This is a genomic window from Aeromonas sp. 602658 (genome assembly GCF_049173005.1).
Taxonomy (GTDB): Bacteria; Pseudomonadota; Gammaproteobacteria; order Enterobacterales; family Aeromonadaceae; genus Aeromonas; species Aeromonas veronii_A.
Genome location: NZ_JAAKRF010000006.1, coordinates 72,830 through 97,156 on the forward strand (window position 1 = coordinate 72,830; position 24,327 = coordinate 97,156).

The 24,327-nt window shown below is 60.6% G+C and carries 23 protein-coding genes, 1 tRNA gene and 1 pseudogene; 4 read left to right on the forward strand and 21 right to left on the reverse strand.

The window, feature by feature from the left end:
- Positions 1–49 precede the first annotated feature (49 nt).
- From G5253_RS07500 to G5253_RS07510, 3 genes are all read left to right on the forward strand, one after another.
- On the forward strand, positions 50–1,000 hold the full coding sequence (locus G5253_RS07500) for a transposase (protein ID WP_421203062.1): 951 nt from the start codon (positions 50–52) through the stop codon (positions 998–1,000).
- A gap of 272 nt (positions 1,001–1,272) precedes the next feature.
- A complete protein-coding gene (locus G5253_RS07505; RefSeq protein WP_421203063.1) occupies positions 1,273–1,404 on the forward strand; it encodes a hypothetical protein in 132 nt (43 codons plus the stop codon).
- A gap of 128 nt (positions 1,405–1,532) precedes the next feature.
- The gene (locus tag G5253_RS07510) at positions 1,533–2,447 is read left to right on the forward strand and encodes a Gfo/Idh/MocA family protein (RefSeq protein ID WP_421203065.1); all 915 of its coding nucleotides are present in this window, start codon (positions 1,533–1,535) and stop codon (positions 2,445–2,447) included.
- Between the two features lie 111 nt (positions 2,448–2,558).
- On the opposite strand, the gene G5253_RS07515 is transcribed toward G5253_RS07510, so the two are convergent.
- From G5253_RS07515 to G5253_RS07525, 3 genes are all read right to left on the reverse strand, one after another.
- Positions 2,559–2,909 (reverse strand): TusE/DsrC/DsvC family sulfur relay protein, encoded by a 351-nt coding sequence (locus G5253_RS07515; RefSeq protein ID WP_019446869.1) that lies wholly within the window; start codon positions 2,907–2,909, stop codon positions 2,559–2,561.
- Between the two features lie 24 nt (positions 2,910–2,933).
- Entirely contained in the window at positions 2,934–5,087 is a 2,154-nt protein-coding gene (yccS, locus tag G5253_RS07520) for a YccS family putative transporter (protein ID WP_108571638.1), read from the reverse strand.
- Between the two features lie 164 nt (positions 5,088–5,251).
- Positions 5,252–5,908, reverse strand: a complete 657-nt coding sequence (locus G5253_RS07525) for a Bax inhibitor-1/YccA family protein (RefSeq protein WP_005338308.1) — start codon at positions 5,906–5,908, stop codon at positions 5,252–5,254.
- 208 nt (positions 5,909–6,116) lie between these two features.
- On the opposite strand from G5253_RS07525, the gene G5253_RS07530 reads away from it, so the two are divergent.
- Positions 6,117–6,204, forward strand: a tRNA-Ser gene (locus G5253_RS07530).
- An 88-nt stretch (positions 6,205–6,292) separates the two neighbouring features.
- Here G5253_RS07530 and chbG read toward each other — a convergent pair.
- From chbG to exeD, 18 genes and pseudogenes are all read right to left on the reverse strand, one after another.
- On the reverse strand, positions 6,293–7,051 hold the full coding sequence (chbG, locus tag G5253_RS07535) for a chitin disaccharide deacetylase (protein WP_421203068.1): 759 nt from the start codon (positions 7,049–7,051) through the stop codon (positions 6,293–6,295).
- Positions 7,052–7,104: 53 nt separating this feature from the next.
- Positions 7,105–8,451 carry a 6-phospho-beta-glucosidase gene (locus G5253_RS07540; RefSeq protein WP_421203070.1) on the reverse strand — a complete coding sequence of 449 codons (1,347 nt, stop codon included), beginning with the start codon at positions 8,449–8,451 and terminating at the stop codon, positions 7,105–7,107.
- Between the two features lie 145 nt (positions 8,452–8,596).
- A complete protein-coding gene (gene chbR, locus G5253_RS07545) occupies positions 8,597–9,424 on the reverse strand; it encodes a transcriptional regulator ChbR (RefSeq protein ID WP_069554568.1) in 828 nt (275 codons plus the stop codon).
- A gap of 54 nt (positions 9,425–9,478) precedes the next feature.
- Positions 9,479–9,832 carry a PTS N,N'-diacetylchitobiose transporter subunit IIA gene (chbA, locus tag G5253_RS07550; RefSeq protein ID WP_421171701.1) on the reverse strand — a complete coding sequence of 118 codons (354 nt, stop codon included), beginning with the start codon at positions 9,830–9,832 and terminating at the stop codon, positions 9,479–9,481.
- A gap of 36 nt (positions 9,833–9,868) precedes the next feature.
- Complete coding sequence (locus tag G5253_RS07555; RefSeq protein ID WP_421171703.1) at positions 9,869–11,251, reverse strand: glycoside hydrolase family 1 protein; 1,383 nt, start codon at positions 11,249–11,251, stop codon at positions 9,869–9,871.
- Between the two features lie 68 nt (positions 11,252–11,319).
- Entirely contained in the window at positions 11,320–12,681 is a 1,362-nt protein-coding gene (gene chbC / locus G5253_RS07560) for a PTS N,N'-diacetylchitobiose transporter subunit IIC (protein WP_421203072.1), read from the reverse strand.
- A 14-nt stretch (positions 12,682–12,695) separates the two neighbouring features.
- Entirely contained in the window at positions 12,696–13,013 is a 318-nt protein-coding gene (locus G5253_RS07565) for a PTS sugar transporter subunit IIB (protein ID WP_033135185.1), read from the reverse strand.
- A 630-nt stretch (positions 13,014–13,643) separates the two neighbouring features.
- Positions 13,644–14,411, reverse strand: coding sequence for a GspN family type II secretion system protein ExeN (gene exeN / locus G5253_RS07570; protein ID WP_421203074.1), 768 nt, complete (start codon positions 14,409–14,411; stop codon positions 13,644–13,646).
- Positions 14,408–14,899, reverse strand: a complete 492-nt coding sequence (gene exeM / locus G5253_RS07575) for a GspM family type II secretion system protein ExeM (protein WP_319919440.1) — start codon at positions 14,897–14,899, stop codon at positions 14,408–14,410. The genes exeN and exeM overlap by 4 nt, the downstream gene beginning before the upstream one ends.
- Positions 14,896–16,080, reverse strand: coding sequence for a GspL family type II secretion system protein ExeL (gene exeL, locus G5253_RS07580; protein WP_319919441.1), 1,185 nt, complete (start codon positions 16,078–16,080; stop codon positions 14,896–14,898). Before exeL ends, exeM begins: the two co-directional genes overlap by 4 nt.
- Before the next feature lie 122 nt (positions 16,081–16,202).
- The gene (exeK, locus tag G5253_RS07585) at positions 16,203–17,204 is read right to left on the reverse strand and encodes a GspK family T2SS minor pseudopilin variant ExeK (RefSeq protein ID WP_266134240.1); all 1,002 of its coding nucleotides are present in this window, start codon (positions 17,202–17,204) and stop codon (positions 16,203–16,205) included.
- 103 nt (positions 17,205–17,307) lie between these two features.
- A pseudogene (gspJ, locus tag G5253_RS07590) lies at positions 17,308–17,955 on the reverse strand (type II secretion system minor pseudopilin GspJ); the annotation flags it as partial.
- The gene (gene exeI / locus G5253_RS07595; protein WP_005338301.1) at positions 17,952–18,311 is read right to left on the reverse strand and encodes a GspI family T2SS minor pseudopilin variant ExeI; all 360 of its coding nucleotides are present in this window, start codon (positions 18,309–18,311) and stop codon (positions 17,952–17,954) included. The gene exeI and the pseudogene gspJ, both read right to left, overlap by 4 nt.
- A gap of 82 nt (positions 18,312–18,393) precedes the next feature.
- Complete coding sequence (exeH, locus tag G5253_RS07600) at positions 18,394–18,966, reverse strand: GspH family T2SS minor pseudopilin variant ExeH (RefSeq protein WP_421203077.1); 573 nt, start codon at positions 18,964–18,966, stop codon at positions 18,394–18,396.
- A 47-nt stretch (positions 18,967–19,013) separates the two neighbouring features.
- Entirely contained in the window at positions 19,014–19,445 is a 432-nt protein-coding gene (gene exeG, locus G5253_RS07605) for a GspG family T2SS major pseudopilin variant ExeG (protein ID WP_005338297.1), read from the reverse strand.
- Between the two features lie 97 nt (positions 19,446–19,542).
- The gene (gene exeF, locus G5253_RS07610) at positions 19,543–20,763 is read right to left on the reverse strand and encodes a GspF family T2SS innner membrane protein variant ExeF (RefSeq protein WP_005338296.1); all 1,221 of its coding nucleotides are present in this window, start codon (positions 20,761–20,763) and stop codon (positions 19,543–19,545) included.
- A gap of 1 nt (position 20,764) precedes the next feature.
- Complete coding sequence (gspE, locus tag G5253_RS07615; protein ID WP_421203079.1) at positions 20,765–22,270, reverse strand: type II secretion system ATPase GspE; 1,506 nt, start codon at positions 22,268–22,270, stop codon at positions 20,765–20,767.
- Positions 22,270–24,309, reverse strand: coding sequence for a GspD family T2SS secretin variant ExeD (exeD, locus tag G5253_RS07620; RefSeq protein WP_227342243.1), 2,040 nt, complete (start codon positions 24,307–24,309; stop codon positions 22,270–22,272). The genes gspE and exeD overlap by 1 nt, the downstream gene beginning before the upstream one ends.
- Positions 24,310–24,327 lie beyond the last annotated feature (18 nt).

Consider the following 24,327-nt stretch of genomic DNA (forward strand, 5'->3'; position numbering starts at 1 on the left):
TGGCGTAGGGCTGTTCTTGACTTAAGAGGTCACCGTTGAGGGATGTGCCATGACCATTGCCCGTTCACGTCAAATCAGCTTGCAGGATACGCCTTACTACCATGTGGTCAGCCGCTGTGTGCGGCGAGCCTTTCTGTGTGGTGACGATGCCCATTCTGGCCAGAGTTACGAGCATCGGCGTCAGTGGGTGGTCGACAAGTTGGGGCAACTATCGCGGCTGTTTGCAATCGGCATTTGTGCTTATGCGGTGATGAGCAATCACTATCATCTGGTGCTCAAGGTGGAGCCCGATACCGCAGCCAACTGGAGTGAGCGGGAGGTGGCTGAGCGCTGGGCGACGCTTTTCCAGTGGCCGCATTTGGTCAGGCGCTGGTATCAGGGGGAGACGTTGATCGAGCCTGAACTGGCTGTCGTGCAGCAATTGCTGGCCCAATGGCGGGAGCGGCTTCACTCCATAAGTTGGTTTATTCGGCTACTCAATGAAAATCTGGCCCGTCAGGCCAATCAGGAAGATGGTTGCAAGGGCCATTTCTGGGAGGGGCGCTTCAAGAGTCAGGCTTTGCTCACCGAATCCGCCTTGTTGGCCTGTATGGCGTATGTTGACCTCAATCCGATACGAGCTGCGTTGACCGATCGGCCAGAGCAGAGTGAATACACCAGTATCAAACAGCGCCTTGACGCGCCTGCTACTACTGAGGTTTTGCCACCACTTTTGCTGCCGTTTGCCCGCCAGGGTAAGCCTGAAGAGCTGCCTTATGCCTTCAGCGACTACCTGATGCTGGTTGATTGGACTGGTCGTGCTATTCGGCCCGACAAGCGGGGTCATATTCCGGCCCAATTTGGACCCATTCTGGAACGATTGGGACTCGATGCTGTTCGCTGGTTGAAGCAGGTGACGCTGTTCAGGCGACAAGGGATCAGAGTGGTGGGAGACAGAGATCAATGTCAGCAGTTTGCCCGCCACTGTGGCCAGCGACGATGCCATCAACCAAGGCTGTGATAGATTTGCATCCACCCTGCTGATAGCTCCGGGTATTGCACATAGTCCAATAAATGGCTGTGCAGGGGCTGTTGCTTTCTAAACCTGGCAATCTCTCCCACCAGCCAACTTTTGCAGGCATCAGTTCGGATACCTCCTCTTATTGGGCCTGCAAGTAGCCTAGTAGTGGCTTGCTCCAAAGATGGGTGTCCCAATTTCTCCCGCTCCAAAAGGTGGGTGTCCCAATTTGATTCCTTCCGTCGGCCATCGCCGCCCTCGGCGATTTTCGCAACGTGGAACTGACCGGAACGCCGCAGCCGTTCGAGGTGGTGGTTGGCAGACATCGCAAAAGCCAGGGCAATCTCGCCATCGAGTGGCTGGCCGAGGTGATCAAGTTGGTCTGCGATCTTGCCATGCCTAAATAACGTCGCCGTTTGCACAGAGCTGCGCACGCCAGCCAGCGCGCTAACGGCAGGCTGGATCTGCGGGACAAATCCTGCGATGGTGCGGGCAGTTATCCGCTTGTCCCGTTATCGAGTGAAAAGGAGTTGAGATGCGCATTGCCATGATTGGTCTGGGGGATATCGCCCAAAAAGCCTATCTGCCGCTGCTTGCCAGCGATGAGCGGGTCACCCCGCTGCTCTGCACCCGCAATCCGGCGGTGCTGGAAAAGCTGGCCCGCCAGTATCGGGTCGCCGAGTGCTTTACCGACGTAGCGGCCATGCTGGCCAGCCGCCCCGATGCCGTGATGATCCACGCCGCTACCGCCGTTCACCGCGAGCTGGCCGAGCAGTGCCTGCGGGCAGGGATCCCCACCTTTGTCGACAAGCCCCTGTGCGACAATCTGGCCGAGGCAGAAGCGCTGGCCAACCTTGCTATCACGCAAGATTGCGCCCTCTTTACCGGCTTTAACCGCCGCTATCTGCCCGCCATGGCCGAGGCGCGGGCCCAGCCGCTCACCGAGCTCAACTGGCAAAAGCACCGCTTTGCCCTGCCGGGCAAGGCGCGGGATTTTATGTTCGATGACTTTATCCATGTGCTCGACAGCCTCTGTTTCTATGGCGACGTGCCGGGCGGCGACTTTCATGCGGTATTGCGACCGGATACGAAGGATCACAGCCTGTTGGCCGGGGTAAGCGTCAGCTGGCAGAGCGGCGATCGCGCCATCAGCGGCAGCATGAACCGCAGCGCCGGGAGCACCGAGGAGCGCATCGATGCCTACGGCGACAACCTCTCCCTGCACCTTGAGAACTGCACCCGCGGCAGCATCGCCCGCGACAAGCAGGCGCAGATGCTTAGCCCCAGCGACTGGCAGCCGGTGCTGGCCCAGCGTGGCTTTGCCGCCATGCTGGAGCACTGGTATCAGCAGATTGAGTTCGGCAAGGCAGATAGCGAGCTGATCGCCTCCTACCTGCACGGTCATCGGCTGGCGGAGCAGCTGGTGGCGCTGGCTGACCAGCGGGGATAAGGCTGGCTGGAAGTCTGAGATATATGAATGGGAGGTGCGCGAAGATAGCGCACCAAACACAACGGGGGCCGCAGTTGCGGCCCCTGTTGTTATGGGATGAGATGCATGGGATCAGATGCACTTCACCGGTTTGGGCAGGCCGCCAATCTTGGTCGCCTGCTTGGCTGGCCCTTCCGGGAACAGCTTGTAGAGATAGCGACTGTTGCCCTTCTCGGGGCCGTACTGCTTCTCCATCGCCTTGACCAGCGCGCGGATGGCGGGGGAGGTGTTGAACTCCAGATAGAAGGCGCGCACAAAGCGCACCACTTCCCAGTGCGGCTCCTCCAGCGTGATCCCCTCCTGCGCGGCCAGCACCAGCGCCAGCTCCTCGCTCCAGTCGTTGCTGTTGAGCAGGTAGCCCTTGGCATCGGTCTCGATGAGTTGGCCGTTGAATTCCAGCTGATGTTTTTCGGACGCAGACATGGGGGCTCCTCGCTAATGGGGCTATCAGGATTGGGCGGGCATGGTAGCGCCTTGATCCCCGGTGAGCAACCGGCTCTCGTTGGCCAGATGCAGCAGCTGATCCGCCAGCTCGCTGATCAGGTTGAGCTGCTGGGTCAGCATCAGCTGCTCCTCGCTGCTGTCCGGACTTATCACCGGGCACTGACCTCCGATGGAGCTGGAGGGATTGCCCGCCAGATGGCCGGCGGCCTGCTCCAGGGTGTGGCAGATATGGTGGCGCACCTCATCCAGCCCGCTGATGGCCTCCAGCTTGTCGCGATGGGCCCCCAGCGCCGAGATGTAGGAGAGCAGGGCGTGGTTGCGCCAGGTGAGGGTAAAGCAGAGATCGAGGAAGCGGCGGCGCTTTTGCGGCTCCACCAGCATGCTCTGCCAGGCGGTGGCCAGTTCGCTGTCCGCCAGATGAGCGCTCTTGCGCGCCACCCGATAGTCGATGGACTCGTCCCGCTGCTGCTTGAGGCTCGCCAGCACCGCCGAGAGATAGCGGGCATTGGCCGAGAGCGAGTTGGCGATAAGCGTCGGCAGCCGCTTGTACTGCCAGTCCGGCCAGAGCCAGGCCACCAGCCCGTAGGAGATCAGGCAGCCGAGCAGGGTATCGAGCAGCCGCGGCCCGAGGATCGCAAAGCCGATGCCATCGAGCAGGTTGAACGCCATCAGCACGTAGAGGGTGATAAAGCAGACCGCGGCGCTGTAGTTGTTGCGCACCTGGGTAAAGAAGAGGAAGGCGGCCAGCCCCATCACCACCAGCTGAACGTGCAGCTCGGGGAAGAGCCAGAGCACCGGAATGCCCACCAGTATGCCGGCGAAGGTGCCGAGCATCCGCTGCACCAGTCGGCGGCGGGTGGCGCTGTAGCTGGGCTGGCAGACAAACAGCACGGTCAGCAAAATCCAGTAGCCCTTTTCCAGGTCAAAGGCTTGCAGTATGCCGTAGCCGATCACCAGCCCCAAGGAGAGGCGCAGCGCGTGGCGAAACACCATGGAGTGCAAGGTGAGGTGCTGCTTGAGCTGGGTCAGCAGCGGCAGGCGGGGCGGCCGCGCCAGCGCGGGCAGCTCTTGCTCCGGTTGCTCGGGGTTTTGCAGCACTTCGGCGCTGCCGAGCAGCTGGTTGATGCTGGCCAGATTGCGGCGCAGGAACTTCATCGGCGTCAGCAGGGTTTTCGGGTAGTGCTGCTTGAGATTGGTGAACTCCAGCTGATCGCCGAGGGCCTCCAGCGTCCAGTGAATGCGCTTGTTATGGGCGTAGGGCTTGTGCACCAGAATGGCGTAACCGAGCCGCTGGCACGCCTCGGAGAGTTGCAGAAACACCTCCTGAAATCCTTCCAGTACTATGCCCTGCTTGAGCTCCGCTTCCAGTCGGCTGTAGGGGTAGTGGCTGGAGGTTGCACGCTCGTGAATTTCCAGCGCCAGCAGATAGAGGCGCAGCAGGCTGGCCAGCTCGGGGCTCGCCGGATGGCGGCGGCTCAGGCGGGCATTGAGGGCCGATTTGGTGAGGGTCAGCGCGCTCACCAGATTGATGTTGAGCTGGGCCAGATTGTGGCGAATGGCCTGGGCGCCGTGCTCGTCCGCCGGGAAGAAGCGGGACTTTTCCAGCAGGTAGCGGCCAAGGGCGAAGTAGCTCTGGGCCAGCTGCTCGTGCAGGGTCTTGTAGGGCAGCAGCCAGAGCCAGATAAACGAGACCAGCCCGTACCAGAGGGCGCCAGCGCCGAGGGCCAGCGGCTGGTAGAAGAGATCCGGCGCCTTGGCGGCCCCCAGCATGGTGTAGATGGCGATCAGCAGTGAGCCGAAGCTGATGGTGGCGTAGCGGGCACCGAGCGCCCCTACCATCACGAAGATAAAGGTGGAGCTGGCCAGCCCAATGGCAAACAGCCAGGGGGTGGGGTAGAGATACTGCACGCACAGGGACGCAAACATGAAACAAATCAGCGTCATGGCGAGGTTTTTGAGCCGTCCCCACAGGCTGTCGTCGGTTTCGGCGATGGCGCCGGCCACTACCCCGAGGGAGAGCAGCACGGTGAGCTGGATATTGCCGGTGGCCAGGGTGAAGGCGAGCAGACCGAGAATGGCCAGCAGCACCTTGAGGGCGAAGTAGATGTGACTATCGGTCAGCAGTCGGCGCAGCAGGCCAGAGAGATCCATCGGCATGAAACAGGAACAACCCTTGAACGAAACGAGGGCAGGATGTTACCCCGCCAAAGGAGAAACGGCCCTGATTTGGATCAGGGCCGCTTCGCATCATATCCTTGATTTGCAACTTATCCTGACAGAAACAGGAGCCAATAAAAACCCCGCCGAAGCGGGGTTTTTGATTAGTTGCGGTTGCCGCCAAGCAGGCTCAGCAGGCTCAGGAAAATGTTGTAGATGGAGACATACAGAGTGACGGTGGCGGAGATGTAGTTGGTCTCGCCGCCGCGCACGATCTGCTGGGTAGTCAGCAGGATGGCGCCGGAGGAGAAGAGCATGAACATGGCGGACAGTGCCAGGCTCAGGGCGCTCATCTGCAGGAAGATGTTGGCAATCATGGCCACCAGCAGTACCCAGAAACCGACGAACAGCATGCCGCCGATGAAAGAGAGGTCACGCTTGGTAGTCAGGGCATAGGCCGACAGACCGAAGAAGGTGAGCGCTGTGCCGCCAAGGGCGGTCATCACGATCTCGCCACCACCATTGTTCATGTACATGTTGATGATGGGGCCCAGGCTATAGCCCAGCAGACCGGTCAGGGCGAAGGTGAAGACCAGCCCCATGCCGTTGTTGCGATTCTTCTCGGTCAGGAACATCAGACCGTAGACACCGATCAGGAACACGGCCCAGTGCAGCGGCGGCATGTTCATCACGGTAGCGACCCCCGCCACCACGGCAGAGAAGCCCAGAGTGAGGGAGAGCAGCATATAGGTGTTACGCAGCACCTTGTTGGTATCGCGTACGGCACTTTGGGTGCCGGTGTAGATAGAACGGGTATCCATCTTGGGTGTCCTCTTGATGTCCGGGTGAGACGGCGAGCAGCCGCCTCGTGATCGCTGTTTGTTACTGCATGTTTACGCATTGTATGTAGAACAAATAGGGATGACGAGGAACAATTTCAAGCCACCTGCCATTTTGCTCCCGCACACTATCCCACAGGAAATATGTATTGCATATGAACAAGGGCTTAGCGTAGTATGCACGCCGTTCGGAGGGGTGGCAGAGCGGCTGAATGCACCGGTCTTGAAAACCGGCGATGGGCGACCATCCGTGGGTTCAAATCCCACCTCCTCCGCCATATTCAAAGAGAAAGCCCAAGCGGTCACCCGCTTGGGCTTTTTGCATCTGCGGTTTTTACCGGTCCACCTGATGGCCTGCGGCTATTGTCACTCCCGATAGCTGGCGAGGCGGTAACCGCGCTCGGCGATAAGGGCGGGCAGGGACGGGTCGGTCAGGATCGCCAGTTCGTTGAGGCGGGGCTGGCAGTAGGAGCTGCCCTGCATTTCAAGATCGACAAAGGAAGGGTGGCACATGATCTCGAGCGAATGGGCCCCCAGTTCACTGGCCTCATCGAGCAGTTGCAGCAGGCTGGCTTGGGTCAGCTGCGCGCCGTAGAAGCGGTCGTCGAACCGATCGCAGCTCTGCGGGTGGGTGACGGTCAGGCCGTGGCGGGCTATTTCGCCCCGGTCGATGCGAAGGGGCAGGCCATGCGCCTTGGCGAAAGCCTCCACCAGCGGGTAGAGTGTCGGCAACATATGAACATGGTGGTGGCTGTCGATATGGGTCGGCTGCTTGCCGAAAATCGCGACAAAGCGCTGATACTGACTCGCCAGCTCACCGGATATCTCGGCCAGATCCAGCTCTCCCGCCTCGCTCTTGTGCCAGATCCCCTTGTTGAGCTCGCCCTGCTCGTTCACCAGCGAGGTGAGCGGCGTGAGCGGCTTCCCCCAGCTGAGCATAAAGTGCAGCCCGACTGGCAATTCGGGGAAGCGTTCGGCCAGCCAGGCGGCGTGTGCGATAGCGGGGGAGGTGACGATGGCGCTGGTGGAGCTGACGACCCCGTGCTCGAACGCCTCTACGATGCCGTAGTTCTGGGCGCGGCAGAGGCCGAAATCGTCGGCGTTGATGATCAATCTCTTGCTCATGGCAGTCCTCTTGCGGTTAAGCGCCCCGCCGGTTCGGGCGGGGCGTGCTGGCCTCAGGCGAGGGCGTCGATGGCGGCGGCGAAGTTTGGCAGGTGTTCGCGGTGGGCCAGCAACAGCTCGCGGGCGACGATGCGGGCATCGTTGTCGGAGTGGATCAGCGGGTTGAGGTTCATCGCCAGCAGCAGGTCATCGAAGTCGCCACTGATGGCAGCCTTGGCGGCGGCTATCTCGAAGCTCTTGATGAGGTGCACCAGCCCGTTCACTTTGTCGTCAAAGCGGGTGAGGCGCGGGTGGGGGATGGCACCGTCACGCCCGATAAGGCAGCTCATCTCCACCGTCCAGTCGGCCGGGATATTGGTGACATGGCCCTGATGGGGCACGATGACGTAGTGCTCGCTCTGCTTGTCGTTGTAGATGGCGCTGATCACTTCGCAGGCTGCATCGGAGTAGTAGGCGCCGCCACGCAGCTCCAGCTCCTTGGGCTTTTCGCACAGATCGGGGTTCTGGTAGAGCTCGAACAGCTTCTTCTCGACCTGCTGCACCACTTGAGCCCGGGCACCGCCCTTGTAGAACTCGCCCATCTCGATCCCCAGCATCTCTTTCTCCTTGAAGTAGTAACGCAGGTAGGAGCAGGGGAGCAGGCGCAAGCCGCGGATAAAACCGGGGTCGAACGGCAAATCGAAGATGTTCTTGACCGAGCTGGCGCGGGTCAGGCTGCCATCGGCGACCCCTTCCAGCAGCTCGTCAAAGCGGGATTCACCGTTGACCAGCACATCGCCGATAAAAACCAGATGATTGAGGCCGAACAGATCCATGGAGAGGTGATCCTGCTCGGTCAGTTTGAGGGCATCGCGCACGAACATCTGCATACCGACCGGAATGTTGCACACCCCGATAAAGCGGCGGAAGTTGGTATGACGGCGCACCGCTTCGGTCACCATGCCGGCCGGATTGGTGAAGTTAATCAGCCAGGCATCCGGGCAAAGCTCTTCGACGTCGCGGATGATGTCGAAGATGACCGGTATGGTTCGCAGCCCCTTGAACAGGCCGCCTGCGCCGTTGGTCTCCTGCCCCAGCATGCCGTGACTGAGCGGGATGCGCTCATCCTTCTCCCGCGCCTGCAGCTGGCCGACGCGAAGCTGGGTGGTGACGAAGTTGGCACCCACCAGTGCCTCGCGGCGATCCAGGGTTTTGTGCAGGGTCATGGGGATGCCTGCCTGGCGGATCATCCGTTGGCACAGGTCGAAGATGATGTTCAGTTTCTCTTCGCCAGCGGGAATATCCACCAGCCACAGCTCGCTGATGGGCAGCTCGGCATAGCGCTTGATGAAACCATCGACCAGCTCGGGGGTGTAGCTGCTGCCGCCGCCAATGGTGACTACCTTGATCTTCTCGCTCATAAATCCCTCTTCATCGATCTTTCTAGGTTTGATGGTGGCCGCTCTGTCTTCATGGTGAGAGGGGCCGCAGCCGCCTGTGGCAGGGGCTGGTCACAATGGATTGGTTCTCTTGAACCGGGTTGTTTAGGTCAGCAAGTCGCTGGTCTCAGGCTGAACTTTCGAATTTCGGATAGAGATATTTGCGGTAACTGCCCGGGGTAAACGAGGTGAGCTTCTTGAAGTTTTTGATAAAGAGGCTGACGTCGTTGTAGCCGGTCTCGAAGGCGATATCGGCCACCGAGTTGTTGGTCACCTCCAACTGCATCTTGGCGTAGTTGATCCGGATCTCATTGATGATCTGCATCGGCGTCTTGTTGTAGTAACGCCGGGTGGCCCTGGTCAGATACTCCTGGCTCTTGCCACAGAGGGAGACCATGTTGGCCAGCGCATCCTCGGCAAAGAGGGGGCGATCGTGCATCCGCTCCACGGTTTCGTGGAGCCAGAGCGGAAGATCATCGCTGGCGGAGGTGTCCTTGTAGTGACGCAGCCGGTTCATCACCGCGTAGGTCACCACTTCGAGAAATTCGGTCAGCGCCTCTTCCCTAAACCCCGGCGAGACCAGCACCGACTCGATGTAGCTGAGGAACTCGCTCTTGAGCGGATAGGCCTGTGAGGCGACGAAGTGTTCCGGCAACAGGTATTTGAAGTGCTCGTCAAAATAGGTACGGGTGATCCCGACGTTAAAGATGCGGGTGGTGCCGAACTCGTAGAAGCTCTGATGGCGGGAGCCGAGCGGGATAAACACCACGTCCCCCCGCTCCAGCAGCACCCGCTTGCCGTTGACCTCCTGATAGTAACGACCGGTCAGTACCAGGGTGAACTCGTAGTAGTCATGCTGGTGCAAACCGGTTCCGCTCACCTGTTTGTTGTAGATGAACATGTGGAACGGTTTGTTGTTAAACAGTTCGGTTTCCCGGATTGTTTTAACGCTCATGAGTCGCTTCCTGATCTGCGGGCCGATGACGGGGCCTCTCGCCCCGTCCGGAGGTTATTGGTTATGCAGCTTTTCGTGCAGCTCGATCAGCTCGCTGATCAGCTCACGGGCCAGCATGGAGGTCATCAGGTGATCCTGGGCATGGACCAGCACCAGGGTGACCGGGATCTTGCCTTCCCCCTGATCGTCCTCGATCAGCTGGGTCTGCACCAGATGGGCGGCATTGAGCGCCTCGCGGGATTGGGCCATCAGCTGGTGAGCGGCGGCCAGGTCCCCCTCCTTGGCCTTTTTCAGCGCGGTGTAGGCGAGACTGCGGGCCTGCCCGGAGTTGATGATAAGCCCCATTACCACCTCTTCCAGATCGTTGCTGGTGGTGGCCTCTTCAGTGATGTTGTCCAGATCGAACATGTGTCGTTCCTTACGTAAATGCGTTAATTGAAACCGTTAATTAAAACCATGGTTGCGCGCTACCTCGGCAAACCAGTAGCCGCTTTTCTTGATGGTGCGCTGCTGGCTCTTGAGATCGAGGCGGACGAAGCCGTAACGGTTCTTGTAGGCGTTGAGCCACGACCAGTTGTCGATAAAGGTCCACAGGTGATAGCCGCGACAGGCGCTGCCCTCTTCCAGTGCGCGATGCAGCCACTGGAGGTGCTCGCGAATGAACTGGATGCGGTAGTCATCCTCCACCCGTCCCTCGGGACCGATAAAGCGCTCTTCCCCTTCGACCCCCATGCCGTTTTCCGAGATGTAGCAGGGCAGGTTGCCGTAGTTGACTCGCAGGTCAGTGAGGATGTCGTAGATCCCTTTTTCGTAAATCTCCCAGCCGCGGTGGGGGTTCATCTTGCGGCCCGGCATCTCGTAGTAGTCGAACAGATCTTCCGGCGTACGCGGTACACCCGGCAAAGCCACCTCTTTGGCCTTGACCCGGCGCGGCTGGTAGTAGTTGATGCCGAGGATATCCACCTTGCCGGCGGCGAGCAGCGCCTTGTCACCCTCTTCGATCTGCGGCAGCAAGTCGTACTGCTCTAGCAGCGCGATCAGCTCGGGGTCGTAGCTCCCCTTCAGGGCAGGATCGAGGAAGCTTTTGTTGAGCAGCAGATCCGCGATGCGGGAGGCGGCGAGATCTGCCGGATCCTGCGAGCGGGGATAGGTTGGGCTCAGGTTGAGGATGATGCCGATCTCGCCATCATGCTGGCAGGCGCGATAGGCCTGCACGGCACCGGCATGGGCCAGCGCGGTGTGGTAGGCGACGGTGGCCGCCCGACCAAAATCGACCACGCAGGGGTAGTGGTAGTGGCCAAGGTAGCCGCACTCGACCGGCACAATCGGCTCGTTGAAGGTGAACCAGTGCTTGATGCGACCGCCAAACAGGTCGAAGCAGCGGGTGGCGTAGCGCACATAGGCGGCCACCACTTCCCGGCTCTCCCAGCCGCCACGCTCCTGCATGCACATCGGCATGTCGAAGTGGTAGAGGTTGATAAGCGGGGTGATCCCCTCGGCCAGCAGCCGGTCAAAGACGGCGTTGTAGAAGCTGACCGCCTCCTGGTTGATTTCGCCCACCCCGTCCGGGATCAGCCGTGACCAGGAGATGGAGGTGCGAAAACTGTTGTGCCCCAGCTGCTTGAGCAGCTTGATGTCGCTCTCGAAGTTGTCATAGAAGGTGGAAGTGTCGGTCGGGCCGACCCCGTTGTGGAAACGCTGCGGTTCGATGGAGAACCAGTAGTCAAAGATATTGGTGGATTTGCCGCCGCGGTTGGCGGCGCCTTCCATCTGCGGGGCCGAGCTGGCGCTGCCCCACCAGAAGTTATCCGGAAAACGATACTGCATGGGTTACTTCTCCAGGCTGTTAGGGGAGGAGTTTTGCTCCTCCCTTGCTGTCATTGGAATGGCTGTTATCAGAACTTCAGAGCCAGAGCGATATCCTCTTCGCTCTCCTCTTCTTCATCGATGACGTTCTGCGCTTTGTTGGCAATCAGCACGAAGGGGATATACATCATGGTCGCGACACCCAGGTTGAATATCGCCAGACAGAAGGCGGCCACGCTGCCGTTGGTGTTGAAGAAGGCACCCAGGCCGGTCGGCATGGTCCATGGCGCTATGTTGGTGATGGGCGGGATGAGCCCGGCGTAGTAGGCCGCCATGGTGATCCCCATCAGTACCGGGTGCACCAGGATGAAGGGCACCAGCAGGATGGGGTTCATGATGACCGGCAAGCCGAACAGGATGGGTTCGTTGATCTGGAACAGACCGGAGGGCAGACCCAGCTTGGCCACCTGACGGTAGTCATCGCGGCGGGAGACCATAAAGATGGCCAGGATGAGGCCCAGTGTGGCACCGGTACCGCCGAGGAAGACGAAGGAGTCGGTGATCGGCTTGGCCCAGAAGTGGAACTGTTTGCCTGCCGCGATGGCCGCTTCAACCGAGCCGTACTGGTTGTAGAGGGCGACGTTTTCCAGGGCGAAGGGGAACAGAATGCCGGATTCCAGCGCGGTGAGCGCCAGCATGCCGTGTACCCCGAAGAACCAGAGGAAGGAGGAGAACACCACATAGACCCAGCCGACCAGACCGCTCATATTGGACAGCGGCTTGGCGATGCTGTCCATGATCAGCTGGTGGAAGTTGGTGCCCGCATCGCTCAGCAGATAGGAGATGACCCCCATGATGGAGAGGATGATAAAGCCCGGAATGAGCGCGGAGAACGAGCGGGAGACCGAGGCCGGCACGCTGTCAGGCAGGGTGAGCACCCAGTTGCGACGGACGATAAAGGCGAACATCTCGGCCACGACGATACCGATCAGCATGCCGGAGATGATGTTGGCTCCGCCCAGCCAGTTGGCGCCCACCGCATAGGCGTCGCCCACGCTGAACGGCGTGACGGTCATAAAGGCCGCTACCGAGAGCAGGCCCGATGCCAGGGGATCGCTCTTGCGCTCTTCGGCCAGCGCCAGACCGATAAAGAAGGGGGCCATCAGGGACATGATCCCCAGAGTGCCGTTATAGACGTTGCCACCGATGCTTTTGAGGCCGTCTAGGGTGGCGATGGTGGCAGGATCGAGCCGCACACCGATGGAGTAGAAGAAGGAGCCTTCGCCAAAGCTCAGGAACACGTTGTTGATCAGTACGAACATGGCCCCGACCAGTGTCAGGGGCATCAGCTTGATAAAGCCGTTCTTGATGGCGTTGACATGAGGCTGTTTGCCCAGCTTGACGGCAATGGGCAGTATGACCTTCTCCAACGATGCGATGATGTTGCTCACAGGGATCTCCTTACCTATGCGAGGCTCTTCTTGATGGAGGCTACTGCCGCCTTCAGTACGCCGAGGCCATCGACCTTGCCGTAGAGCAGGGTGTCGATCACCTCGACCGGCTTGCCCGGCAGTTGCTGCTGGATCTCCGGCAGCATGTAGGCGATTTGCGGGCCCAGCAGCACCAGGTCGGCATCCTGTCCCTTCTCGCCTGCCAGGGTCTCCGGATAGGCATCGATCAGCACCGGCACATCATATTTTTCCGCCTGCGCCTTCATCTTTGAAACCAGCAGTGAAGTGGACATGCCCGCAGAGCAAAACAGGTAGATACGCTTCTTTTCCATAACCCTTCCCTCAACGCTTGAAAACCAAATGAACAGATCGGTCGAGATGCGTGTCTGTCGTGCTAGCAAGACAAATCAATCATCTCCAGTTGACCTCATTGTATCTACCCATGGGTTTCATCTGGTATTTCGATACCTATATCAATAGTCTTTGGTTGACCATGGTTTTTGCCGTCGCTCACATTTTTGATGGGCAGGCGCAGCGGAAATGAGATGGGATGGGGCGCAAGGAGGATGTTTTCCTTGGTTTAATCTTTATTTTTCAGTTGGTTATTTTTGTGGCCTTAAAGATTGCTGCAAGTTGGCTGAAAAAGATCAATAACGGGTGCTAGCTCACATTTCACAAGTAATGCAACCTGATTGACATTCAGAAGGGCGGGGATGAGCTGCCACTTTTTCGACAAGGTGCTCGCTCATTGACCATTGACGGCAAGTGGATTGGCGAGGGAGGCGGGCTTTTTCCACACTGAGCGGGTTGAAGGAGAGGGTGAACAGGCACCTTGCAGAGGTTATTGCGCTAAGTGAGAGTTGAATGAGTAAGAGCTGAGGGGGTCAGTGCAGTGAGAGGAGAAGGCACAAAGGGATAAACAAGCTGACCCCGGAGTGGCTCCGGGGTCGGCGGGATAGGGGTTAGACCCGCCCCTGATAGCGCAGGGGGAAGCGGCCCTGACTGTCGGGCTGTCCGAGGAAGGGGAGCCCTTGCTGCATCTGTGGTGGCAGTTCCGGGCCCGGCTTCAGGGTGCCCTGGAACAGGTATTGGCCATTGGGTTGCAGCTCGAGGCGACCCATGGTCTGTACCGCATCCGAGCCCTGCTTGAGTTCGGCCACCAGTTTGGAGTCGAGGCAGGTGAGTTTCAGCTCGGGGTCGGCCAGATCCAGCTTGCCCGCCGGGGTATCGGCGCTGGCATTGTACCAGTCGAGGTTGCCGTAGAGGTTGTCACACCAGGGGTTGCCCTGGACAAATTGCTCCACTTTGAGCTGCAGCTGGCCGCTGACGGTGATCGGGATCGGCAAGCGCATCGGCACCCGGCTCAGCAACCAGGGGGCGGGGGCGTTGAGGGTCAGATCCCGGCCGAAGGCGGCACCATTCCAGCCGACAATGCCCTGACCGTTCAGCCCGTTGCGATCGCCAAAGCGTATGGCCACTTCGGGTGCGAAGCGCAGCAGCGACCAGCCGTTGAGATCCCAGCGCAGCTGGTTCACCGATTCGCTGGCATATTGCAGTCGGGCGATCTGGCCATTCCAGAGGGTGCCGCTCACCCCTTCCAGTTTCAGCAGGTTGGCAACGTTGGCAGGCAGCGGCAGATAGCGAGCCACCAGCGCCGCGGGCAGGGTGGCCAGCAGGAAGAGCAGATAGGCTGTCAGAAACAGGCTGGCAATCAGGATGCGTTTTTTCATTGTGGACGACTCAACTGCAAACGTCTGACCTTGACCAGACCCGGGGCCAGATCCTCGCGGGCGATCTCGATGATTTGAACCTGAATGCCGTGCTGCTCCACCAGCGTGGAGAGCCAGAGCAGCAAGTCATCGAACTGGACCGTGTCGATCCACACTTGCAGCTCCTGCGCCTGGGGTTGCAGCCGGGCAATCTTGATCTTGTGGTTGAAGGCGGTGCGGTTGACCACCCCTTCCAGGGTGCCGCTGGTATCGATCTGGCGACCCGCTCCACCCTGCATGGCCAGCACCTCTTCACCCTTCTCCTTGAGCCAGGCGAGGGTCTGCTGCTGGTTTTGTACTTGGCGTTCGCGCTCGGCGATGCGGTTGTTGAGAGGATGCCAGACACTCCAGTAGAAGAGGCCGACCAGCAGCAGTATGCTGCCAGCAACCACCAGTCGCTGTTCCCGTGCTGTGATGCCGTGCCACCAGCTCTGCAATTTTTCCATCATGATGATTTACCCTTGAGCACCAGCGCCCCTTCAACCTTGCCCTCGGTGCTGCGCACCTCGCCTTGCTGTACTTCGAATTGCTTGCCCGCCAGCTCGCGGAACCGCTCGATCTCGGCAAAGCCGGGGGCGGTCACCTGCAGCCGCAGCTCGCGGCGACTGGCATCAAAGCGCATCACCTGCGGCTTGAGGCCGGGGACTTCGGCAAAGGTGGGGGCCAGCTCGGTGAGCATCAGCAGCACACCGTTTTGCGGGGCCTGTCCCATCTGTTGCAGATGCTGGTTCATCTGGCTGCGCACGTTCACGATGCGGCTCTCCCCCGGGAAAATGCGGGTATAGACGGCACGGATCTCCGCTTTCAGCGCCTTGTCCTGCTCGGTGAGCTGATAGAGCTGTACCCCGCGCTGGCCGAGGGCCACCAGCAGCAACAAGCCTGCGGTGATGGCCACCTTGCGCCACTGCAACCAGTAGCGGGCATATTCGGTCTGGGGTCGATAGGGGCCGGTCAGCAGGTTGGCGCGGCAGGTGAGGGCCCCCTTGGCCAGCAGCAGCATAGGGAGTTCAGGCTCCGCCGCCTGCCAGTTGGCGGCGGCAATGGCGGGCTCCGGGGTGTGGCTGTGGATGGTGACCGGCTCGACTTCGGTTGCCAGCAAGATGGCCAGCAGCGGTTCGTCGGCGACGATCCCCTGACAGGGGCCCTGGCGTACCAGCCACTCATTGCCGAGTTGCAGCGCAGACCAGCCATCAGCGGCCTGTGGCAGCGCCAGCACATCGGGCAGCAGTTGCAGGCTCTTGAGGCCAGCGGCATCGAGCCAGCCGAGCCACTGGGCCATCTTCTGCCGATCCACCGCCATCAGATCCACCTGCTGGCCCTCATGGGCCAGCACCACCAGATGGAGCTCGTCCACATCGGAGGCGATCTGCTCCTCCAGCAGGTAGGGGAGGGCCGCTGCCGACTGGCGGTTGTAGCGACCCGGCAGGGTGACGCGCCGGAAGATCAGATCGCTGCCCGGCACTAGCGTGACCACTGGGCGGCCACCGGCCCGATCCTGCAGCTCGCTCAGGGCATCGGCCGAGGGCAGGGTGCCGGAGGCGATGATCTCCTGCTCCTGACCGGACCAGACCAGCCAGGCCACGGGTTGTTGTTTATTGGTCCCCAGTCGGATGACCAGACTTTCGCTCACGCATCTCTCTCCTGCGATACCGGTTTGCAAAGGGCGTTGTGCGCCCTGGCAACCGGTGCGCAGCCCGCAGGCTGCATCCAACATCTCTCGTACCCGCAGGCGATGGCCTGCAGGTGCGCTGTTTATTCGGCGCCGCTACTGAGGCGGCGCAGTATCACCAGTTTATTGTCCTTGCCCCGCTGGAACAGGGTTTCGAGCCAGGCCCGGTTGTCGCCGACCTCGGCCACGACCCGGGCTTCGAAGAAGTCGCTCTTGACCACCAGCGCCTCTTTCAGCCCTTTCACCGAATCGACCGGAGCGAGCATGTCTGTCATCAGCTTGCTCTCTTTCCACCCCTTCTGTGGCCGCTCATTCAGTACCCGCTTGGCATCATCCAGCCCGATAGTGCCCAGATAGAGGGCAACCAGCAGCTCGGGGCGCTGGGGGGCAAGGGTATTGATATTGATCTTCAACTTGTCGTTGGGCAGGGTGCAGACGTAGGGGGCCAGTCTGGCATAGACCCTGGCCGTCACCCCGCGCACCGCCCGCAGCTCATCCTTGCCCAACATCCACTGGTTGGCGGTCAGGTAGGGTGGCTTGAGCCCCTCGTAATAGGCGTCCTCTGCGCCAAGGCTGGAGACCAGCACCGTATCCTTGTCGGTCCAGTCACGAATGGCATCGGTGAGCTGGGCCGCCTCGTAATCATCCATTGCCAGCTCCTTGAGCAGTTCGCGAAACACCTGCACCGGATAGGGCTGCTGCGCCAGCTCCTCGCCGCTTCCCGCCTTGGAGGCCACGCTCAGGCTGTTGAGGTTGAAGCAGGATTGCAGGTCGGTCACCTCGCCCTTGAGCTGGCCATCATCCACTGGAAACACAGTGTTCTTGCGGGCCCAGTTCTGGCTGAGGTTAACCACCTCGGGGTTGTCCTTGAAATCCTGCGTCAGCACCTTGCTTACCAGCGCTTCCGCCGAGAGGGCATACCACCATGCCTGTTTGCCTGTGGTGATGTTGGCGGTGCGGCGCAGCTCAAGCTGCAGGCGGCCGCTCATATTGCTGGCGATGATCACCATCACCGAGAGGATCAGCAGCACCACCAGCAGCGCCATGCCGCGCTGGCGACCGGGAGCGGCGAGATTAGCCCGCATTGGCGCCCCCTCCGTTCTGGCTGTCACCATTACCGCCATTGGTATTGCCGTTGTTCCCGTTGTTGTTGTTGTTGTTGCCACCTTGGTCGGGGTTGCTGCTCTGGCTGTTCTCTTCGGCGCGCTGGCCACCGGCGCCAATCAGGAACTGACGGCGAATGGTGCCGTAATCTTCCAGATCCAGCTCCACTGCCAGCCCGTGGGGCAGCACGCTGCGCTGGCTCCACTCCTCTTTCCAGTTGCCCTTGTCGAAGAAGTAGAGGCGAAACGCCGTGACCCCTGTCAGCACTGGCTGGATGCGCGGCTCGGTGCCGATCACCGGATCCGGATAGAGGTAGCTCAGGCGCTCCAGTTTCTGATCCTTGAGGCGCCAGCCGACCCGCTGCAGATGGGAGCGGGGCAGCATGCCGTCCGGGTTGAGCCAGCCGCTGCGCATAAAGGCCATGCCCCAGTCATCGCTCTGCTGGCCGAACCGGGAAGCCGCCAGCAGCACCTTGTTGTTCTCCCCCTCGATGCGACCGCTGCGCGGCACCATCTGGGTGATGTCTCGCTCCAGCAGGGTGAAGGCGAGTTGCAGTTCGTTGAGGCGGGTCTCCTTGCGCTTGGCCACCTCGTCGCTGGTGAGCACCCCCTGCAGCACCTGATAGGCGCCCATGCTGAGAGTGGCGAAGATGGCGATCGCCACCAGCATTTCGAGCAGGGTAAAACCGGCGTGACGGACGGAGCGAGGCGTGCGGGCGGATAGCAGGGTCATCGGCTGATATAGGTCCGCATCATGGCGACCGGGTTCTCGGCCTTGGCCTCGGTACGCACTTCCATATCGAGCGCCCGGAAGTTGTTGTCGGCGGTGGCGACGCCGCGATAGCGCCAGTACCAGGTGCTGCCCGCCATCTGCTCATCCCCTTCCACCCAGCTGTCGCCGGGCCACTTGTTCTCGAGCTTCTGTTGCACCAGCTGGTTCTCTACCACCCAGGTGGCGAGTGTCTTCTGCTCCAGATAGTTGAGGGCCGAGAGGTGTTCGCTGGCGGTTTTCATTACCGCGAGACCCGCGATGGCAAAGACTGCCAGCGCTACCATCACTTCGAGTAAGGTCATGCCCCGGGCGTTCATCGTGCCACCTGTTGAGGGTGTGGTTGGCACAGCAGTAGCGCCACCATGACTCCTTTCTCAAACAACGTCATGCCGCGAGCGTTCATTCGCTCACCTCTTCATCTTCATCACCGGTGAGCAGGGTGAGGCGGCCGAACTCGTCCCCCTTGACGATGCGGGTGTAGCGGGCATCGTCATCCTGCTGGGTGAAGGTGAGCACGAACGGGCTCAGCTCGCCGCCCGGGAAGATCAGTAGCTGCGGCGTGCGCTCCTTCTCGTCGCGCTTCTGTTCGGTTTTCTCGTCGGAGTCCGGCTGCCAGCCAAAGCCTTCCAGCTCCAGCGCCAGCGTCATGTTCTCGGCCAGTTGCACCGGCCCCAGCTGCTTGTCGCCAGTCAGGGCCAGCCACTTGCGATCCTTGGCCTGACGCTGCATAAACTGCCAGCCGTTATCCTCGATGCGAATGCCTACCAGCCGACCATCCATCACCGCATACTCCTGCGCCAGCTGCAGCGTCGCCATCAGGCGACGCGCCTGCTTGTCCAGCTCCCGATCTCCTCTGGCGCCTCCCATGCTGAGAGTGACGGCGGTGGCCACTAGTCCCATCAGCATGGCGACCAGCAACACTTCCAGCAGAGTAAAGCCTGATTGGCGACGGGCAGATGGAACAACCCTCATTCAGGCTGCTCCAGCAAGGCGGAGTGAATGCGCTGGCGACATATCACTTATTGGAAATCCTTCAGGTTCCAGTTGCCGATGTCATCATCGGTACCGGCTTCACCATCCAGACCCATGGAGAAGATGTCGATCTTGCCGAACTGGCCCGGGCTCAGCAGTTGGTACGGGTTGCCCCAGGGATCTTGCGGCAGGCGCTTGATGTAGCCGCCATCGCGGTAGCTGCGCGGTGCCGGATCGATGGAAGGCTTGGTCACCAGCGCGTCCAGGCCCTGTTCTGTTGTCGGGTAGCGGTTGTTGTCCAGCTTGTACATGTCGAGGGCGTTTTCCAGCGCCACGATATCGGAGACCGCTTTCTGCTGGTCAGCTTTCTCCTTGTTGCCCATCAGGTTGGGCACCACCAGACTGGCCAGAATGCCGAGGATCACGATGACCACCATGACTTCCAGCAGGGTAAAACCGGATTGACGACGTTTGTTCATGAGTTGCTCCGTAACGAATGAGATGGGATGGCCCATCAGAGAGTGATCACTGGGTGGGTTCGACGGGCCGCCAGCGGCGCCACCGAACACCGGAAACTTACATATTCACCATATTGTTGAGCTCGAGGATCGGCTGCAGGATCGACATCACGATAAACAGCACCACCCCGGCCATGGAGACCACCAGCATGGGTTCGAACACCCCGAGGGCGATATTGACCTGGGATTCAAACTCCCGATCCTGGTTGTCTGCAGCCCGCTCCAGCATGCTGTCGAGCTCGCCGCTCTGCTCGCCGGAGGCGATCATGTGCAGCATCATGGGCGGGAAAATCTTGGTCTCGGTCAGCGACTTGCGCAGACTGGTCCCCTCGCGCACCCGTTCGGCGGCCTCGAGAATGCGCATTCTGGCAAAGTCGTTGGAGAGCACTTCGCCGGAGATCTTCATCCCCTCCAGCAGCGGTACCGCACTGGCGTTGAGGATGCTTAACGTACGGGCGAAGCGGGCGGTGTTGAGACCGCGGCTGACCCGGCCAATCACCGGCAGGCCGAGCAGCACCTGATGCCAGCGTCGGCGACGCTTTTCATCGGTGAGCCACCAGCGCCAGACAAAGCTGCCAAGGAAGATCAGCAGCAGGAACCAGAGGCCGTAGGCCTGCATCAGTTCGCTGGTGCCGATGAGAAAACGGGTGGTGCCCGGCAGCTGCTGGCCCATGTGTTCAAACTGGGCCACTACCTTGGGTACCACGGCGGTGAGCAGGATCGAAATAACCCCGATGGCGACACAGGTGAGCACGATGGGGTAGATCATCGCCTGCAGCAGCTTGGTGCGCATATGCTGGCGCTGCTCTGTGTAGTCAGCGAGACGGTTGAGCACCTTCTCCAGATGGCCCGATTTTTCACCGGCCGCCACCATGGAGCGAAACAGCTGGTCGAATACATGGGGAAAGGCCCCCAGCGAGTCGGCCAGCGAATAGCCTTCCACCACCTTGCTGCGCACGGTCGCCACCAGAGAGCGCAAGTGAGCTTTTTCGCACTGCTCGGCCACCGCCTTGAGCGCCTCTTCGATGGTGAGGCCGGCCCCCACCAGAGTGGCCAGCTGGCGAGTGATCAGGGCCAGCTCGGCTGTGCTGGCGCCACGACGGAACAGGGCGAAGCGGGTCGCCTCCCGTTTTGCCTTCTCGGTGGTCTCGTTCACCTCGAGGGGGGTGAGCCCCTGCTCGCGCAGCAGTTGGCGCACCTGACGGGCCGAGTCACCCTCCATCACGCCGCTCTTGCTGCGCCCCTTGTTGTCGAGGGCCTTATATTCGAATGCCGCCATCTCAATCTTCCCGGGTCACGCGCAGTACCTCTTCGAGGCTGGTCTGCCCCTTGAGCACCTTGTCGATACCGTCGCGGCGGATGCTGGGGGTGTGGCCGCGGATCAGCCGCTCGATGGCCATCTCGCCGCTGGCGCCGTGAATGGCTTCACGCACCGCCTCGTCAACCACCACCAGTTCGTGGATGCCGGTCCGGCCACGATAGCCGGTGTGGTTGCACTGTTCGCAGCCCACCGGATGCCAGATAGGCTGATCAGGTTCCAGTGTGATACCCATTGCAAGTCGCTCCTGCTCGGTGGGCGGACGCGAGGCGCGGCAATCGGGGCAGAGGGTACGCACCAGCCGCTGGGCCAGCACCGCCAAGAGCGACGAGGAAAGCAGGAAGGGCTCGATCCCCATGTCCCGCATCCGGGTGATGGCGCCGATGGCGGTGTTGGTGTGCAGGGTCGACATCACCAGGTGACCGGTCAGTGACGCCTGCACCGCAATCTGGGCGGTTTCAAGGTCACGAATTTCCCCCACCATCACTACGTCCGGATCCTGGCGCAGAATGGCGCGCAGGCCGCGGGCGAAGGTCATGTCCACCTTGGTGTTGACCTGGGTCTGGCCCACCCCTTCGAGGTCATACTCGATGGGGTCTTCCACCGTCAGGATGTTGCGATCCCGCGAGTTGATTTCTGACAGCGCCGCATAGAGGGTGGTGGATTTACCGGAACCGGTCGGGCCGGTGACCAGAATAATGCCGTGGGGCTTGCGAATAAGCTCGCTGATGATGCTGCGGTTGGCCGCGGTCATCCCCAGCTGCTTGAGCTCGAGGCGCACGTTGTTCTTGTCGAGCAGACGCAATACCACCCGCTCGCCGTAGCTGGACGGCATGGTGGAGACCCGCACGTCGACGGCGCGGCCGCCGATACGCAACGAGATACGGCCATCCTGCGGTACCCGCTTCTCGGCAATATCCATCCGCGACATCACCTTGATCCGCGAGACCAGCAGTGATGCCAGCTTGCGATGGGGGCGCAGGATCTCCCGCAGTACCCCATCGATACGAAAACGGATCACTAGTGCCCGCTCGAAGGTCTCGATATGGATATCGGAGGCCTCCTCCTTGATCGCCTCGCTCAACATGGCGTTGATGAGGCGAATGATGGGGGCGTCGTCATCGGCATCCAGCAGATCTTCGCTTTGCGGCAGCTCTTCGGCCAGGGCGAAGAAGTCCATCTCGTTGCCGAGATCTTCCATCAGCTGGCGCGCTTCGGAGGAGTCGCGCTGATAGTGGGCCATCAGCAGCTCTTCGAAGGCCTCGTTGTCGAGCTGCTCCACCGCGAAGCTGCAACCCGCTACCCGCCGAACTTCCAGCAGGGCCTGCGGGGTGACGCCGGGGCGGCACTGCAGCACGGGAGCGCCGTCCCGCTCAATCAGGATCACCCCGAAGTTGCGGGCAAAGGCGAAGGGCAGCTCCGGCAGCGGGGGCGGCAACTCGCCGCCATCAAGATGGTAGGCACTCATCAGGGACGGCTCTGCACAAAGGGGGTGGTGCTGTCAGCTGTGTTCTGCTGGCGGCGTTTTATCTGCTCCATCTGATTTTCCACTTCCTGCCGGATTTCGGGTGACATCATCACATCCTGGCCATAGACGGGCAAAACCTGACGGGCGGGCGAGGTGAGATACCCCTCCTGGGCGGCAGCATTGAGCTGTTCGGCGCGGAACAGGCTGTACTTGTTACTGGAGACGCCGGTATAAACCTCCGCATCACGCAAGATGGTGGGCCGGATAAAGACCATCAGGTTGCGCTTGTTGGTGTTGGTGCTGGTGGAGCGGAACAGGTAACCCAGTACCGGGATATCGCCGAGTAACGGCACCTTGGAAACTTCCTCCTTGGTCTGCTCATCCATCAGGCCACCCAGTACCACTGTCTCGCCACTCTTCACCAGTACGGCGTTTTTCACCGTGCGGGTATCGAAGGTGGGACCTAGTCCCTTGGTACTGTCTGATACGACCTTGGCGACGCTGGAGACCTCCTGCTCGATGTTGAGCAGTACCGAGTCCCCTTCGTTAATCTGCGGCGTAACCGTCAGCTTGGTGCCCACCGTCTTGCGCTCTATGGTGTTGAACACCTGATCGCTGGTGGTGGAGCTTTGTGAACCGCTCTGCACCGGCACCTCCTGTCCGACATTGAAGGAGGCCTCCTTGTTGTCCATGGTGACGATACTCGGGGTTGAGAGAATATCGCTCTTGGTATTGGAGGCGAGAGCCGTCGCCAACATGGCCCAATCGCCGTGATAGAAACCGGCGGCCATCCCGTTAAAGCTCCCAAGCAAGTTGGTAGCTGTCTCGGTATTGCCATCCTGGTAATCCTTACCGGCTGCGATGGCTCCGCCAATGGGCAGTGTTGTGTTGGTAAATTGGGTGCCGCCAGCGTTGGTGTTAGCCCACTGCACGCCCAGATTGAGGCCGTCACTGTCGGCAATTTCGACGATGATCGCTTCTACCAGCACCTGGGCGCGACGGATATCGAGCTTGGCCACCACCTGCTCCAGTTCCGCCATCACATCCGGCTGGGCGGTGATGACCAGGGCATTGGTTGCCTCGTCGGCAGAGATGGCCAGCTTGCCACCGCCGATGCTGGCGCCCCCTGTGGTTGCTCCGCCCCCCTTCTTGTCAGCCTCGATGCTGGAGCTGACCCCCTTGAGCACATCGACCATATCCTTGGCCTTGCCATATTTGAGATAGAAGACCCGGGTGTTGCCCTGACTCTGCAGGTCGCGGTCGAGCTGGCGAACCATCTGGATGATGCGGGCGCGCGCTTTCGGCTCACCGCTCACCACCACAGAGTTGGTACGCTCGTCGGCCACCACCTTGGGCGACAGCAACAGAGAGGCGGTGCCCCCTTGTGGATTGCCATCCTTGTTGAGGTTGGTCACCAGCCGCACCATCTCGCCGGCCGAGGCATATCTCAGCTTGATGATGTCCACATCCTGATCGCCTGCGCGGTCGACCCGGTTCACCACTTCCACCAGACGGTTGACCACGGCGGCGCGGCCGGTGATGAGCAGCACGTTTGATGGCTCGTAGTGCACCACGTTGCCCCCACCGGCGTTGTCGTTGAGCTGGCGCAGCAGGGGAGCCAGTTCACGCACCGAGACGTTGCGTACCGGCACGACTCTGGTCACCATCTCGTCGCCCACTCCCGGGTTATTGCCATCCACCACCGGAATGGCGGAGGTTTTGGCATCCCGCGAGCGGAGCACCTTGAGCACGCCGTTATTCATCGGCACCACGGCAAAGCCGTAGACATCGAGCACACTCAGGAAGAACTGGTAGTACTGCTCCTCGTTGAGCAGGTCGTAGCTGCGCACGTTGATCTTGCCGCGCACCGAGGGCTCTATGATGATGGTCTTGTTGAGGTTTTTGCCCACCGTATTGATGAACTCTTCGATGTCGGCGTTCTTGAAGCTGGCAGAGTACTCGGTGGCCCAGGCTGAGCCCGCCATCATCAGAGCCGCTGCGATAGTGGCCAGACGCCAGCCTTTCCCTTTAGTGGTCATTATTGGTACGACTCCAAA